The 14,792-nt window shown below is 36.5% G+C and carries 16 protein-coding genes and 2 tRNA genes; 4 read left to right on the forward strand and 14 right to left on the reverse strand.

Annotation, left to right across the window (positions count from 1 at the left end; genetic code table 11):
* The coding region (locus ED2_RS12420) for a transposase (RefSeq protein ID WP_164703929.1) at positions 1-309 on the forward strand (309 nt) is incomplete at its 5' end.
* A 110-nt stretch (positions 310-419) separates the two neighbouring features.
* Here the strand turns inward: ED2_RS12420 and walJ are convergent.
* From walJ to ED2_RS12460, 8 genes are all read right to left on the reverse strand, one after another.
* Positions 420-1,229 (reverse strand): exodeoxyribonuclease WalJ, encoded by an 810-nt coding sequence (walJ, locus tag ED2_RS12425; RefSeq protein ID WP_005878927.1) that lies wholly within the window; start codon positions 1,227-1,229, stop codon positions 420-422.
* Between the two features lie 51 nt (positions 1,230-1,280).
* Complete coding sequence (locus ED2_RS12430) at positions 1,281-2,153, reverse strand: two-component system regulatory protein YycI (RefSeq protein ID WP_016177676.1); 873 nt, start codon at positions 2,151-2,153, stop codon at positions 1,281-1,283.
* Complete coding sequence (locus ED2_RS12435; protein WP_005878931.1) at positions 2,154-3,464, reverse strand: YycH family regulatory protein; 1,311 nt, start codon at positions 3,462-3,464, stop codon at positions 2,154-2,156. It lies immediately after the preceding gene.
* Positions 3,461-5,296: a cell wall metabolism sensor histidine kinase WalK gene (walK, locus tag ED2_RS12440; protein WP_005878932.1), complete on the reverse strand. Its 1,836-nt coding sequence runs from the start codon at positions 5,294-5,296 to the stop codon at positions 3,461-3,463. Before walK ends, ED2_RS12435 begins: the two co-directional genes overlap by 4 nt.
* A 3-nt stretch (positions 5,297-5,299) precedes the next feature.
* Positions 5,300-6,004 carry a response regulator YycF gene (gene yycF / locus ED2_RS12445; RefSeq protein ID WP_005878934.1) on the reverse strand — a complete coding sequence of 235 codons (705 nt, stop codon included), beginning with the start codon at positions 6,002-6,004 and terminating at the stop codon, positions 5,300-5,302.
* A gap of 346 nt (positions 6,005-6,350) precedes the next feature.
* Positions 6,351-7,034 (reverse strand): MIP/aquaporin family protein, encoded by a 684-nt coding sequence (locus ED2_RS12450; RefSeq protein ID WP_005878936.1) that lies wholly within the window; start codon positions 7,032-7,034, stop codon positions 6,351-6,353.
* A gap of 226 nt (positions 7,035-7,260) precedes the next feature.
* A complete protein-coding gene (locus tag ED2_RS12455) occupies positions 7,261-8,118 on the reverse strand; it encodes a DegV family protein (RefSeq protein ID WP_016177675.1) in 858 nt (285 codons plus the stop codon).
* Complete coding sequence (locus ED2_RS12460) at positions 8,108-8,674, reverse strand: DUF1836 domain-containing protein (RefSeq protein ID WP_005878940.1); 567 nt, start codon at positions 8,672-8,674, stop codon at positions 8,108-8,110. Before ED2_RS12460 ends, ED2_RS12455 begins: the two co-directional genes overlap by 11 nt.
* A 255-nt stretch (positions 8,675-8,929) precedes the next feature.
* On the opposite strand from ED2_RS12460, the gene ED2_RS12465 reads away from it, so the two are divergent.
* Positions 8,930-9,874 carry a tocopherol cyclase family protein gene (locus tag ED2_RS12465; RefSeq protein WP_016177674.1) on the forward strand — a complete coding sequence of 315 codons (945 nt, stop codon included), beginning with the start codon at positions 8,930-8,932 and terminating at the stop codon, positions 9,872-9,874.
* A 319-nt stretch (positions 9,875-10,193) separates the two neighbouring features.
* A tRNA-Lys gene (locus ED2_RS12470) sits at positions 10,194-10,266 on the forward strand.
* Positions 10,267-10,448: 182 nt separating this feature from the next.
* On the opposite strand, the gene ED2_RS12475 is transcribed toward ED2_RS12470, so the two are convergent.
* Positions 10,449-10,522, reverse strand: a tRNA-Ile gene (locus tag ED2_RS12475).
* Between the two features lie 334 nt (positions 10,523-10,856).
* Between ED2_RS12475 and ED2_RS12480 the strand changes: the two genes are divergently transcribed.
* The gene (locus tag ED2_RS12480; RefSeq protein WP_058139234.1) at positions 10,857-11,162 is read left to right on the forward strand and encodes a DUF5960 family protein; all 306 of its coding nucleotides are present in this window, start codon (positions 10,857-10,859) and stop codon (positions 11,160-11,162) included.
* Positions 11,163-11,838: 676 nt separating this feature from the next.
* Here ED2_RS12480 and ED2_RS12485 read toward each other — a convergent pair.
* The 5 genes from ED2_RS12485 to ED2_RS12505 form a co-directional block, all read right to left on the reverse strand.
* Positions 11,839-12,246 carry a protein-export chaperone SecB gene (locus ED2_RS12485; RefSeq protein WP_060789855.1) on the reverse strand — a complete coding sequence of 136 codons (408 nt, stop codon included), beginning with the start codon at positions 12,244-12,246 and terminating at the stop codon, positions 11,839-11,841.
* Between the two features lie 11 nt (positions 12,247-12,257).
* Entirely contained in the window at positions 12,258-12,725 is a 468-nt protein-coding gene (locus ED2_RS12490; protein ID WP_002330264.1) for a hypothetical protein, read from the reverse strand.
* Position 12,726: 1 nt separating this feature from the next.
* The gene (locus tag ED2_RS12495) at positions 12,727-13,233 is read right to left on the reverse strand and encodes a hypothetical protein (protein WP_164703930.1); all 507 of its coding nucleotides are present in this window, start codon (positions 13,231-13,233) and stop codon (positions 12,727-12,729) included.
* A 267-nt stretch (positions 13,234-13,500) separates the two neighbouring features.
* Positions 13,501-14,517 (reverse strand): peptidoglycan recognition protein family protein, encoded by a 1,017-nt coding sequence (locus ED2_RS12500; protein ID WP_060789857.1) that lies wholly within the window; start codon positions 14,515-14,517, stop codon positions 13,501-13,503.
* A gap of 10 nt (positions 14,518-14,527) precedes the next feature.
* Positions 14,528-14,791, reverse strand: a complete 264-nt coding sequence (locus tag ED2_RS12505; RefSeq protein WP_002352300.1) for a holin — start codon at positions 14,789-14,791, stop codon at positions 14,528-14,530.
* Between the last annotated feature and the right edge of the window lies 1 nt (position 14,792).

Below are 14,792 nucleotides of genomic sequence, written 5' to 3' on the forward strand. Positions count from 1 at the left end.
TGCCAAGGCTATCAGTTATACCAAGACATTCTTTATGCGGTAAAGAAAAGAGATCAGTCATTATTTGAGGACTGTTTAAACAGAGAAGTCAGCGGTCTTCCTGAAACCTATACAACCACTTTACGAACGTTTAAAAAGTTTCTGCCACAGATCCAAAATGCGCTTCACTACAGCTATTCAAATGGACCATTGGAATGTTTAAACAACCACATCAAAGTATTAAAACGCAATGCGTACGGCTTTCGCAGCTTTTACAATTTCAAACTACGGATCATGATTCGTCATGGCAAAACATTTTTAACCAAATAAACAGAACAGAAAGAGGTTTCCTTCTTTCTGTCCTGTCCAAATTATTCTAAGATTTCTCCTTACCAACATCATTTGACAAAGAGCCCTACTTTTCTCTAATCATGGATCGATCATATTGAAAATAGTTCCGTTGCTTCATCTGGATCTGTGTCATAGACATCAAAGTCATAACCAACACCCAGATCTTTTTCTTTAAGGACATTTTCCATGGTTAAATGCGCAAGTTCTTTCATATTGTTTTCTTTACTTAAATGTCCCAGATAGATCCGTTTTGTTCGGTCACCAATCACATCTGTCATGACTAGCGCCCCGTCTTCATTAGAAAGATGGCCTCGATCCCCTAGAATCCGTTGCTTTAGATTCCAGGGATAAGGTCCCATACGAAGCATTTCCAGATCATGATTGCTTTCCATAAGATAGCCATCTGCATTCTTGATGATCCCACGCATACGATCATTACAATATCCGGTATCTGTCAACATGACAAATGACCGATTTTCTTTATAGAAACGATAGAATTGAGGTGCTGCTGCATCGTGTGATACACCAAAACTTTCAACGTCTAGATCGCCAAAAGTTTGAACCTTCCCCATTTCAAATAAATGTTTTTGCTCAATTGGAACATTTCCGATCAACGGCGACATCGCTTCCCAAGTTTTTTCATTGGCAAAGACATCTAAATGATACTTTCTCGCTAATACACCGACCCCATGAATATGGTCTCGATGTTCATGCGTTACTAAAATCCCATCTAACTGGTCAGGTGTCCGATCAATCTGTGCCATTAAAGAAGTAATTTTTTTCCCGCTGAGTCCAGCATCCACCAGAAGTCGCTTTTTATCACTTTCAATATAAAGTGAATTTCCAGAGCTTCCGCTTGCTAGGATACTGATTTTGAAAGCTGGTTTTTCTTCAGCCATTTCACTACTTCCCTTCTTACTTTGTAAACTTTTTTCATTATACCTACTTTTTTAATGATCTTCCACCTTTGGAATCGTATTATTTGTAACAATCGTATTACTGAATGCATTGACTGATTCAACTTGTGTTACTTTATCAGCTGTTTCGATTGCTACATACCAGATAGGTACACAAACATTTTTTTCACGTACTTTAAGAATACAGGAGTACGCCAATTGTCGCCATAAAATCTTTGAACCTCGGGAAATTTTGTTATTTATATATAATGTTTTGATTGCATCTTCTTCTGTGTGTAATTCTGTTTTCTCACGTAGCTGTTCAATACCTGAAAGATGTGTCTGGGTGTATTTGGTGACTGCGTAGCGGTTATCTACCTTATCCAATGAAAACACGATTTTCGCTGTATCATCATAGAAAGGTAAACCTTCGTACACTTGACTTGCTTCAATTTCAGGAGAGTCTCCACCTAGTGTCGAGAAATGCTTCATATACATATAATCAGTGCCAAACAATACATCATCTTTATTAGCTAAAAAATCTGCAACAGAATGACCTAACTGATCAGGATCAAACGTACTCTTTTCTGATTCTGTTTCTGATAACGTCTTTGTTAGCACATCATCATTTAATACGACCCCGCTACTTAACAAACCTCTTTTATCTGAATTACGGCGATAATCCGTCAGCACATTGCTAAGATCTGTTTCTTCTGCACTAAGGTAATACCCTTGACGACTTTCAGAGGAGATCTTCCCTGTGTATGAGATGTCATCACTGGCAAGGCGTTGCTGGATCGATTCTGTTTGATCAGAGCGAATAACATTGTTTTCTTGATTTACAGCGTCATGGTAACTACTGAATAAGAAAATGTTAAGACCTAAAAAGGCAACGAAAAAGATCCATTCAATCTTTTTGAAATCCATTTATTTCGCCTCCGATCCAGGTAACCTTACAAGCAACTCACTTACGGAATACCATTGTTCTTGATATTTCACATACCATTCTGGCAATAGATCGACGACACGATTCGTTTCTTTGATATTTTGCCATGTATACCCTACGATGATCGATTGGATTTTCCCTTTATCTGCACCTTTATCGACTAAATTTTGAATCACATTTTCTGTATTCGGTAATTCTACTTCCTCATCAGAAGGGATCGGCACTTGGATCGTATTCAAACTTGTTTGGATATTTACCTCAGACCCGCCGGAATCATCACCAATCTCAATTCCAACCTGTCCCTTACTATCCGAACTAAAGACGGGAAATCCTTCTACAAATATCCGATAATCGATTTTATTTTCCTTACGATCAAAGTAGCGCATATTACCAAGAGAACTACCTAGCTTACTAATGTAAGGGAAACTTTCGGAAAAAATATCGCCAGAGGCTTCTTCCGGAGTTTCTCCCCGAAAATCAACGACTTGTGTGTCCGAGTGGATCGACATCGTTTCATTTCTATCATAGAAGATCAATTCACTGCTCTCATCATTATTCTTTACTTCATCAGGTTTTTGAAAAAAAGCATTTCGAAATACTGTGTATGGTTGTTGTGACAAGATGTAACTATATTTCTTCAGTTTCACCGGATTTTTTGTATCATACTGCGTTGGCATGATAGATGGTTCAGCATTCATTTCTGTCCATTTAATACCTGTAGCTTTTAATTCTTTCTCTAGATCCGACCAATCGATCGAAATACTCGCCTCATAAATCGTGTGATCAGAATAATTGATAAAACGTACTTTATCCTTTTTCTCATCAAATTGGATACGATTGAAATAAGGCGTATCATCTTCCTTGGTAATTGCTGAAATATCAAAATTCAAATGAAAGGCATCTTTATATTCGCTTAAAAGCAAAGGTGCATTATACGTAAGTTCGACACCCTCATCAATTGTTTTTGTCTGATTGAACTTTTCTAAGTTTCCAGAAACCACTTCAGAAAGTCGACCAAATCTTGCCCCTTCAACGACCGTTTGTAAACGGGTAATAAGATTCTCACTGTTTGTTTCTTTCAGCGATCCAGCATTTATCCAAGTTAGATGCAACGGTAGAAATACCTCTGATGCTTTACGATAATTTTGAGATTCCACTACTTGCGAGCTAGTTTCATCGACATTGATCGATGTCTTTCCTGCTGGGCTTAACCAAATGGCATAAGAGAAATAGATGCTTAAAGCAATCATCAAAATCAGTCCGATCCGAACAACTTTTTCAGATATTTTCATTCCCACCATTCCTCCTCATAAGGTTCATATGGTAAAGAAATATAGAAAGTTGAACCTTGTCCTTCTTTACTTTCTGCCCAGATTGCACCACGATGTGCTTTTATCACTTCTCTTGAAATCGCAAGACCCAGCCCAGTTCCTCCTTGGGCTCTTGCTCGTGCTTTATCAACACGGTAGAAGCGCTCAAAAACTCGGTTCAAGTCTTTTTTAGGAATCCCTAGCCCTTGGTCTGTAATACTTAAAATCACATTATTGTGTGTTTCTAGTAATCGACAGGTGATCGTTCCACCATCTGGAGAATATTTGATTGCATTATTCATGATATTATCCACCACTTGAATGATCTTGTCTGTATCGATTTCCACCCATAGATCTCTTTGGGTAAATTCTCTTTTGATCCGATAATTTTTTTCCTGATTACCAACCATCATATCAAATCGGTCAAGTACAAAATTGACTAGTTCATTGAAATTCACATATTCTAGTTGAAGTTGCGTATTTCCTGTGTCCATCCTTGAAAGATTTAGCAGATCATTGATCATCCGAATCATCCGATCCGTTTCATCTAGCGTAACTTTTAAAAAGTTAGGGGCAACTTCTTCGTCTTTCCAAGCACCTTCACTTAATGCTTCGATATAGCTACGCATACTCGTCAATGGTGTCCGCAATTCATGTGAAACATTCGATACGAACTCACGTCGTTCTCTTTCTGTTTTTTCTTGCTCTGTGACATCGTGAAGAACCGCAACTAAACCACTGATAAATCCAGATTCTCTGCGGATCATCGAAAATTCTACGCGTAAAATCATTTGGTCACTTTCCATCAATCCCGTTGAACGGTCGAGAACCATTTCATTCGGATCTTCCAACAATTTTCGTAACGTGTACTCTTCTTCAATGTCCAGTAGTGTTAAGATCGACTGTCCGATTGCCTCTTCATTTTTTACATCCAACAATGAGATTGCCATGTCATTGATCGTGATCACCTTGCCTCGACGGTCTGTGGCAATTACTCCATCTGTCATATGAGAAAGGACGCTATCTAGCCGATTTCTTTCAGCTTCCATCGTATCTTGTGCTTCTTCGATACGTTCAGCCAATTGATTGAATGTATCAGCCAGTTGCCCCAATTCATCTTGACCATGGACTTTGACTTTCCGACTATAATCTCCTCGAGCGATCCGAATCGCCTGCTCACGCATCTCTCCAATTGGTTGGGTGATGGAACGCGCGACTAGGACGGAAACGATCATAGAGATAAATGCAGCAATCAATGAGGCAGTAAAGAAGATAAGTGCGGTATTATTGATTTCTGAATATTTTTGTTCGATATTGCTTTTGACGTAAAGAGCCCCGATAACGGCATCACCGGTCGGGGATAGGATAGGTTGAATATTGATGTTCACCCGCTTATCGTCATTGTCGAGTGCTACATAGCGTTTGGTTGTGAAGTCATTGATATCGACATAATCATTTTTTTTACCAATGGAACTCTGCTCACTCACATCTGTTGTCCCACGTATGATCCCTTTTTCGTCCACCACACGCATCTCCAGAATATCGCTAGATGCACTCGTTTCAATAAATCGCTTGATATTCGCATTTACTTCGTCTGTATCTGCGCTATCTTTACGATTCAACTCAGGGCTGATCGTAGTTGCTAATGATTCAACCGTCTGATTCATATCTTTGATAAACGTATTGATCGTTGAACGTTCCAGTCCTCGGATGAAATACGCTCCAATAATTTCAATAGAGATCAGCAAAATCAAAATAAATGTAATGGCTATTTTAAAATTGACTGATCGAAAAAAGCGGACTTTCCTTTTCATCAACTACTCCTGTTCTTGGTTACGTAAATAGTAACCGACACCTCGACGCGTCACTAAATAATTAGGGTGACTCGGATTATCTTCAATTTTTTCGCGTAAACGTCGTACTGTAACGTCCACTGTTCGTACATCCCCAAAATAGTCATAACCCCAAACAGTTTGTAATAAGTGTTCACGGGTCATCACTTGACCAATATGTTTGGCTAAATAAAAGAGCAATTCAAATTCACGATGCGTCAATTCGATTGTTTCTCCTCGTTTGGTTACCATGTACGCATCTGGATGGATCGTCAAATCGCCGATCACTAATTCTGACGGCGTTTCTTCCTCTACCTCTTTAGATGCAGTTGCTCCTCTGCGAAGATTTGCTTTGACCCGAGCGACTAACTCACGATTAGAAAAGGGCTTGGTGACATAATCATCTGCGCCTAATTCTAGACCTAAGACTTTATCGATTTCAGAATCCTTTGCCGTTACCATAATGATCGGCATATCGTAAGTTTTGCGTACTTCACGAGCCACTTCCAGCCCATCCATTTTTGGCAACATCAAATCCAGTAAAATCAAATCAGGTTCTACCTCAGTCACTTTTTCCAAGGCTTCTTCCCCGTCATAAGCAGTGTAAACATCATAGCCTTCTTTGGCTAAATTAAATTTGACGATATCCGAAATCGGCTTTTCGTCATCGACAACTAAAATCTTTTTCATAAAGAGCCACCTCTTTTTTATTTATTGTCATACTCTTCTATTATAACTTATTTCCGAATATGTTTCATCTCTGTAAAAAACAAGGTCTCAAAAGCCTTTTTTAAAAGAAAAAAAGGTGGAACAAAAGTAAAAACCACTTTTGTCTCACCTCTAAATTCGACTAATCGATGACTATGGCAAACACTTTTCTAAGAATAAAGCGAAAATCATCAAAATTTAAAGAACATTTTTTGACCTTTATTCCTTGAACCTTAGCATTTCCATTTTCGATTCTTCAAACGAATATTTCTGTTTCTCGCTTCTACAGTTTCTTGCTGTCATCACTCAGAATGACACTGACCTCACATCAAACTTCGATGGTATCTAGATCTTCGGTTTCCAAGAGGTATTTTGCTACAAGTGCCGCAATGATTCCCCCGACGATTGGTGCTACTACGAATACCCAAACTTGATCCAATGCTTGTCCGCCTACTAAGAATGCTGGTGCTAGACTACGAGCTGGATTGGCAGACATTCCAGTCAACGGTACACCCACGAAATGGACTAGTGTCAATGTCAATCCAATAACGATCCCTGCTAGTCTACTGTTTCCTTTGCTTGGACTTGTCACTGTCATGATCACTAATACAAAAATAAATGTGAGGATGATTTCAACTGCCAAGGCACCACCTACACCCATTTCAAATGTATTTTGCCCTAGATTGTCGACACCTTTACCAGCAGAATCTAATATGCCCGCCAAGGATAATGACGCCGCAAAAGCCCCAACGATCTGTCCCGCAATATAATAAAATAATTCAGTTGTTGTAATGCGTTTGTTCAACCACATTGCAATTGAAACAGCTGGGTTCAGATGTGCACCTGAAATCGTTCCGATACTATATGCTGCTGCAATGATCGTCAAACCAAAAGCCAATGCAATCCCAGTAGTACCGACGATTCCTGAAGCACCACCGCCTAGTACAGCCGCTCCCGTTCCTACAAAAACTAAAATATACGTACCAATAAGTTCAGCAATTCCTTTTTTCATAAAAAAAATCCTCCGCTTCTGATTATAACATTTTCTGCAAACTTTCAATAACATATATTATTAAATATTGTGTCATTTAAAAAATGTCCTTCTTACGTAGCTCCATTAATGGAAAACTCCGCAAAAAAATACCAAGAAAATAGTTTGTCCTTCACAGATGGATTTCCAACCTGACTTTTTCGAAAGACTTCTTCACTACATTCTTGGTATTCTTTTCAACGATTATTTAGTTTTCCAAAACTTGTATTCCTACACCTAGCAATCCCGGCCCTGTATGGACAACTAACGCTGGAGAGATTTGTCCAAAGTAAACGTGCTGTGCTTGAGGAAATTCAGTTTTTAGTCTTTCCACCATTGCGATGGCTTCCTCTTTCGCATCACCGTGTGCAACCGCTAGATTGAACACTTTTGCTGTGCCAATTCGTTCGCGCACATAGCCAACTGTTTTATCTAAACTTTTCTTACGACCTCTTGCCTTGCCAACAGTATAATAAATACCTTCGTCGTTACAAGAAATGATGGGGTTTAGTTTTAACGCATTCCCAAGGATAGAAGCAACCAAACCGATACGTCCACCTTTTTGCAGATATTCTAAAGTCGCTACATTGAAGAACACTTTTGTGTGCTCAACTAGTTCGTTCAACTTGTCGATCAATGTCTGCCATTCGACTCCTTCTTCTAACCACTTTGCTGCTTGGATCGCAGAGAAACCTGCTCCGATTCCAATGTTCTTCGTATCTAATACATGCGTTTCCAATTCTTCTTGCTGTTCTGCGATCAGTCGTACGATATTGAAGGTACCACTTAACCCGCTAGAAATAGTAATAGCTAACACTTTATCGTAGCCATCTGCTTTGATCTTTTCAAAAATCTTAGTGATTGTTTCGCCATCTGGTAGAGAGGTTCCAGGGATTTCTTGCGGTAATCTTTGATAGATCTCTTCTGGCGTAATATCGACTTTATCTGTATAAACTTTATCTTTATAGATGATTTTTAATGGGATAACATACATCTGATATTTTTCAATTAATTCTTGTGGTACATCTGTACCAGAATCTACTAAAATAGCAATTTTATTTTTCATTTTTTTTCTCCTCAATTAAATACTCTGTTTCTAAGCTAATCGTCTTTTCTGCCAATAACTTCATCGCAAAAGACAAAGTGGCAGACCGAACAGCAATATATTCCACCGGCGTTTCTTGATCAAGGAACGGTGGATAATTTTCTCCTTGCGCTAGTCGGCTGACCATTTTGACCGCAGTTTCTTGTTCAGAGCAAAATAAATTATAGGCTTCGCGGATTCCTACTGTTTTCCCTTGAAATAAGATACCTTCCTTGATTTCAGGAATCGTCAAGACCTGTTTCAAAGTCGTGATCGCAATCAAAAATGCCACATGTTCTTTGTTATATCTTTTCTTGACAGGCGCTGGTATCAACCCAAGTTTCACATAATTATTGACCATTGATGAGGTGAGTAAAGGATGCTTTTCTCCTTGAATGACTGGAGAAAGATAACGATCGACTAATGTTCTCACTTGATCCATATAAAGATCTAAATCAGGAAGTTCTTCCCAATGTGGCAAGTGGAAATCTTCTAGATCTTTTCCCCACTCGATTAATTGTTGCTTCATCTTTTCCATGGTTTTATCTCCCTTTTTTGTTTTCATTTACATCTTATCAAAGTTATCAAAAACATTCAATCTAGTTACCTTAACTAGATTAAAAGTTTATACTAATTTTGCATTTTAAAAAAATATTGAGGAAAAAAACAAATACAATTGCCCACTTGCTATGACTAACTAACTAGATAACAGACCTTCTCTATATCAAGAAGCCTTTTATGCATAGGCTTTCAATCTCCCATGGTAAAATGTACCTGAACGGAGGGAACGAGAATGATTTCAACAGATAAATACTTCCAAGGCGAACAAAGAAAATATCCTTTTTTTGAAGGATGGTATTTTAAGCAACAAATCGAAAAAGACGTTTATGCCTTTATTCCCGGTTATTCAGTTGGGGAAGATGGCCTGAAGTATCCCTTTATCCAAGTCATCAATCATGAGCATTCCGAAATGTTCTATTTTGAACCTCAAGATCTATGGATCAAAGAAGATCAATTATTCGTTAAGATCGGGACAAATGTATTTAGTGAAAAAGGACTTTCTCTGTCATTAAAAGGTCCGAACTTAACAATCCAAGGGACGATCACATTTGGCGATTTTACTGTGCTAAACAAATCAACCTATGCTCCGAGTATTATGGGGCCTTTTTCTTATCTCTCAATTATGGAGTGTTACCATGGCATCTTAAGTATGAGGCATTCTTTAAAGGGAACTTTGGTATGGAATGGAAAAATCATTGATTTTACGAACGGTATTGGTTATTTGGAAAAAGATTGGGGCAGTTCTTTTCCAGCTACGTATCTCTGGGCACAATGTAATCAGTTTGTGACTTCCGAAGCGAATTTTTTCTTTTCTGCAGCAGAAATCCCCTTTATGGGTAGCCGCTTTTTAGGTATCATCTCTGTATTGCATTATAACGGGAAAGAATATCGTTTTGCTACTTATTATGGTGCCAAGATCATGGATATCTTCTGCGAAGAAAACCAGCTGATTATAACAATCAAGCAAAAACAATATATATTACAGATCAAAGTCCTGCAAAATGGGGGGCATCCATTGATGGCTCCTCACAAAGGACTGATGAATCGTGTCATTCGGGAAAAAGCTAGTACTGAGATGACAGTGACTTTACAAAAGAACAAACAGATTCTGTTCCATCAGTCAGGAATCGCTGCTGGATTCGAACAAGTCGGGAATTTGCATGGATACACTTACTGATAGAGCAACCAGAATGAACAAAAAGTCCCCATTGAAAGTGAACTTTCAATGGGGACTTTTCTCTTTGTTTCTTTAAGCATCGTTAAGATTAGGAGACCCGCCGCGGGTAACGGCGGGAAGGAGTAAAAAAATGAAAAAGTGTTAGGGTTTGTTCTCTTACAAGAACTTTTGTTGGTTGGTATACTTATATAATAGGGGGCATTTATGAATAATCTATGAATGATTTCCTATAAAGAAGTAAAGTTTTTTTTGAATTTTTACAAACGCAGACTTGCATTTTAAAGTCCATAGTGCTACTATTATAAAGTACTTTTCATATGGGCCGTTAGCTCAGTTGGTAGAGCAGCTGACTCTTAATCAGCGGGTCGCGGGTTCGAGCCCCTCACGGCCCATTGGGTGCCAAACCCACGTCATCAGTACATCTTTGGCTACTTCGGTAGTTTCGAAAAAGATGTACGTGATGACTTTTTTTGTTTTCGGGTATGAAATTCGGGTATGTATTTTAGTTTTTTAATTTTTAATAACAATAAAAAAGCACTCAACCAATTAAATTGATGAGTGCTTTTGGTATATATGTACCCTGTAGGACTCGAGCCTACGACCGGACGGTTATGAGCCGTCTGCTCTAACCAACTGAGCTAAGGGTACGAGAAGCCACCACAACTCCTGCTAACAAAAAGAATGGAGATAGACTAGATAATAATGGGTTTCATTCTTTGTTGTGATGGCTAATTTATTATTGCACAATCGCCAGTGAAAAACTAGATTTATCTACACAAATCTTTTTCTTATGAGAACCACCCTTTTCATTTGTTCTAAAGATATATAAATGTTGATACATCAATGTTTATTCTTATTTTTCTATTTACATAAATTTCGTCGTTTTTGATAAATGGGTACTAGTTTGGGTACCGGTTGCTACCCTATTTTTATCCTTTACAAAACAAACATTAGTTCGTATACTTTTGTTGAGGTGAAAAACATGACAATCGAGCTAGAGGAACATCTGCTTTGGTTTAAATACGATCCATCAGAAAAATTTGTCAAAGATTTATATAAAGTCTGGGATACTGAAGTAGTCTTTTTAGCAATTGAAACTAGCCTGCTAGTCAATCTCCATTATTCTAATAAGAACTACTTTAAAATTCCTGCTGCGAAAACGAGAATGAAGAAGGATGTATACTTTTTGTTTGATGTAGTGACAAATGTTCCAGATGTTAGAGCAAAACATAAACGATTTGACTATGTAAAGTATACTTTTATTGATCCAGAAAGGTATAAAGATTAAAGTAGGCTACCTAAAAAGGTAGCCCGGAACGGATTTTATCACCATACTTATGAAAGGAGATATTTTTTAAGTTAGTATTAAGATTGTGTAATATGATGATATCTATATTTTATAGTATCAGTGCTATAAAATCAAAAATAAGTCACTAATTAACTACCACTCCAATTATAAGTCTTTTTCCCATTATTTTTTACAGTTATATGGTATGCTTTTTAATAGCTTCAAGTATAAAAGAGTTTAAAGCGTAACACACTTATTGGGGAAGTGGTTTTTGGGGAACGCTTTAAACTCTTCTTTATTATTATCTCACAATTTAACCCAAATGTCTTTCTATTTTAAAAGTCAAAGTAAAACTTTTCAAATATACAGAAGTATAACTATGTGAAACATCCTTTCATTAATCCATAAAAGAATACATAAAAAAGCCACTCATTTGAGTGGCAATGGAGAAAAGCTTTAGCTTGTATAATACTCTTCAAAAAATTCTAACACAGAACTAACTTAATTACTATATGTACCTTGTAGGCAAGAGGTTTCCTTAAACAGTGCAACCATGTTAGTTTAACAATATGTCTGCGCTGTTTTTTTATTTTATGCCACGAAAATATCACAAAACTATTTTTTATTTTAAATAAATAAAAAGCTACCTTCTTTTATAAAAAGTAGCTAATAAATATCATTTATTATCAAAAGTTTCATAGAATCCTTTTGTATTAACAGAAGGTAAAACGATTGCTTTATCAGAATCTAGAGTAGTCAACATAGAAGCAAATGTTCGAACATAAGGATAAACAATCGCTAAACCATTAATGCTCAAGTATTGATAAGCTTCCTCTTCATTTTTTATATCAAGGCTTAAATCAAAAAAACCCGTGACTTCTATTTCTAATTCTCTAGAATTTCTAGGATCTATTACTGACAACTTAACAACTACAAGGCCTTTTGTTTGTTCGTCATTAATACCACATTCAACAACATTTTTTATTTCAACCTCAGACATATCATCTCTGTCACTAAAATCTATGCTTTTATAATTAATTTTTTCAACTTTATATCCATTAAATTCAATTATTGGTTTATTCATAGTTACCTCTTTTAACTAGCTAATACAAGTTTTTTCTGTGCACCGGCAGTCTGAACTCTTCTTAATCCCTTATTAGGATAGCTATTTTTATTAATATTTGTTGTTACAAATGAACTACTACTTATTTTTTTTGTTTTCTTCGTAAATCCACTATATTTGGTTATTTTTTGAGCTATTTCAAATTTCTCACAAGTACTAGAACCTTGAGTATTGTTCTTTAGCTCCTGATAAAGATTTCGCGTATCCTCAGATAGATTTTTTAATGAACTGAATTTAACATTTTCATTTGCAACTACGTACTGAGTATACTGAAAATCATAATTTTTGTCATCTTTTTCAAAGTAACCTATCAAAGAATCAAATGATGTGATTTTTTTACTTTCTCCATGACCAACAGTTACCCCAGGAGTATCTGAATCAAAATTTATAGAAACGTTTAATTTTTGAGCGATACTATTTAACTTCTTCTTATCTAACATATTAAACGACCTCTTTCTTCGTGACATTGGAAAAATTGATTGAATCTACATCATAAATACAAAACTGCTCACCATGTTTTTCAATACCTAAATAACTTAAATTATCATTTCTCGACTTATTAGTAAAAGTATATTTAGCAGCTTTTATCTCATAATATTCTACATAAAAATCTAAAATCATACACATGTCTTTATGTTTATTATCAGAATTAATTTCAGTCCCAATTTCTTTCAGTTCTTCAATAAATTTATCTAACTTCATGCTATCTGTTATACTGTCTAAGTTCAAATAGTCTGCTTTATCAACCGTATAATTTAATTCAAATACAACTTCATTAGTATTTTCGTGTAGTGGCGTTTCGCCTGTTTTTTTTAGTTTTTTTAAAAAATTTTTTTTACACAAACCAGCCCATATTTTAGCTTGTTCAAAATCATCTACATAAAAATAAACACCATTACCGAGCCAGTGATCTTCTCTTTTGTTAAAACAAAATTTTTGACTTGACATGATTGATTCTGCATATTCTTTTATAGTTCCATGATGTAAACAGAAACTTCTCTCCATTACTATACCAACTTTTTATGCTTTATCTAAATTACATACTTTTTTCTGTATGTTTATGTTAGCACACTTTTGTGTACTATCATACAAAAATGTACTTATTCTTAATAAATTTGTATTTATTTTTTAACGAAAATGTTACCAGTGTATTTTTTATTACAATTTCGTAACATTCTACATTTTATGTACCGCCCCTCAACGAGGGGCTATTTTTTATCGTTTCGGAATATTTAAATACCAACGCTTATCATGAAAATCTTGTACTCCACCTTTAGTATTTCCTGTTGGATCATTTGTAGCACGCATCATAACGTATACTTTCTTGTTAGAGAAATTACGCATGTTGAATGATACATGATAGCCAACATTTCCAGATGTCCCATACGCTTGATTTACATCTGGCCTATAAATTCCATCAGCTTTTACTCTAGCTAATTCTTTCCCAGTATTGTAATCCATAATGAAAATATACTCGTATTTATAGTTAGCGATGTGCCATCCAGCGACGTGCAAGTTTGCGTTTTCGATTTCCCCAAACTGATCAATGTGAGAATGATTCGTTCCATCTGTTAAAGTCGGATTAGCTGCACCAGCTCGTGTTGGATCAATGACAGGCTTATCATCTGAAGTTGTCGGATTTTCATCGGTAAATCCATGAGCTAAATCATATGCTAATTTTTCTTTACTTACGCCCATTTCAGAAAGATAACCGTAAGGATCAGTGTGATCGCCCCAAATATTTTGAGTTACCCATAAATGCGACTTGATACCTGGTTGATTGAATGGTGTGTCTAATGTAAGTGGAATACCATATCTCTGAGCAGAATCTCTTGCCAATTCAACGTACGCTTTATAATTCTTTTCAAATGTTACTTTATCGTGCGTATGCTGTAGTTCGATTTGCACAGGACTATTTGCATTAGCATATGAACCAGCACCGTACTGTACATAACCAGGTTGACCGACTTGATAAACAATTCCGCCGTCTCCCACAATGTAAGCAGTGTAAGCACTAGTCCATGAACGTTGCATATACTGTGCTTCATTGCGTCCTGTTGCTGTTTCATTAGCCGTTTCATGCAGTAAAATGTACTGATTATTTGCTACTTGTGAGCTACCTTCATTTACACCTAAATTAAATTCATTGTTAATCGTGTAGGCAAACCCATTAATTGGCAATAAAAAAAGAGCCATAAAAAGGCTCAGTGACAATACTATTTTCTTTTTCATTTGGTCCCTCCTATTTTTTTAATTTAGTTTGCGTATAGATGCCACTTGCAATCGCCCCCGCAACAATTCCAGACATAGCAAGTTGCTGCCAAGACCCTAAATCTGGATAGGTCAAAGACAAAACGACTGCAAACAAAATCCCCACAAAACATGCTGATGGTGCCAGCCATTTTGAGGGGATAAGATTTGGCTTCTTCATTACTTCAACCAATATAATGACTATCGGGCTAATAATGATACCTGTTCCTAAAATTTCATTAATTGCTTTTTCCATT

This window comes from Enterococcus durans NBRC 100479 = LMG 10746 (assembly GCF_001544215.1).
GTDB lineage: Bacteria > Bacillota > Bacilli > Lactobacillales > Enterococcaceae > Enterococcus_B > Enterococcus_B durans.

Excerpts from the sequence above, each read along its gene's own strand:
- ED2_RS12450 (WP_005878936.1), bottom strand. The coding sequence starts at position 7,034 with ATGAAAAAAGGAATTGCTGAACTTATTGGTACGTATATTTTAGTTTTT.
- ED2_RS12435 (WP_005878931.1), bottom strand. The coding sequence starts at position 3,464 with ATGAAAATATCTGAAAAAGTTGTTCGGATCGGACTGATTTTGATGATT.
- yycF (WP_005878934.1), bottom strand. The coding sequence starts at position 6,004 with ATGAAAAAGATTTTAGTTGTCGATGACGAAAAGCCGATTTCGGATATC.
- ED2_RS12455 (WP_016177675.1), bottom strand. The coding sequence starts at position 8,118 with ATGAAAAATAAAATTGCTATTTTAGTAGATTCTGGTACAGATGTACCA.
- ED2_RS12465 (WP_016177674.1), top strand. The coding sequence starts at position 8,930 with ATGATTTCAACAGATAAATACTTCCAAGGCGAACAAAGAAAATATCCT.
- ED2_RS12485 (WP_060789855.1), bottom strand. The coding sequence starts at position 12,246 with ATGAATAAACCAATAATTGAATTTAATGGATATAAAGTTGAAAAAATT.
- walJ (WP_005878927.1), bottom strand. The coding sequence starts at position 1,229 with ATGGCTGAAGAAAAACCAGCTTTCAAAATCAGTATCCTAGCAAGCGGA.
- ED2_RS12495 (WP_164703930.1), bottom strand. The coding sequence starts at position 13,233 with ATGTCAAGTCAAAAATTTTGTTTTAACAAAAGAGAAGATCACTGGCTC.
- ED2_RS12500 (WP_060789857.1), bottom strand. The coding sequence starts at position 14,517 with ATGAAAAAGAAAATAGTATTGTCACTGAGCCTTTTTATGGCTCTTTTT.
- ED2_RS12490 (WP_002330264.1), bottom strand. The coding sequence starts at position 12,725 with ATGTTAGATAAGAAGAAGTTAAATAGTATCGCTCAAAAATTAAACGTT.
- ED2_RS12505 (WP_002352300.1), bottom strand. The coding sequence starts at position 14,791 with ATGGAAAAAGCAATTAATGAAATTTTAGGAACAGGTATCATTATTAGC.
- ED2_RS12480 (WP_058139234.1), top strand. The coding sequence starts at position 10,857 with ATGACAATCGAGCTAGAGGAACATCTGCTTTGGTTTAAATACGATCCA.
- ED2_RS12430 (WP_016177676.1), bottom strand. The coding sequence starts at position 2,153 with ATGGATTTCAAAAAGATTGAATGGATCTTTTTCGTTGCCTTTTTAGGT.
- ED2_RS12460 (WP_005878940.1), bottom strand. The coding sequence starts at position 8,674 with ATGGAAAAGATGAAGCAACAATTAATCGAGTGGGGAAAAGATCTAGAA.
- walK (WP_005878932.1), bottom strand. The coding sequence starts at position 5,296 with ATGAAAAGGAAAGTCCGCTTTTTTCGATCAGTCAATTTTAAAATAGCC.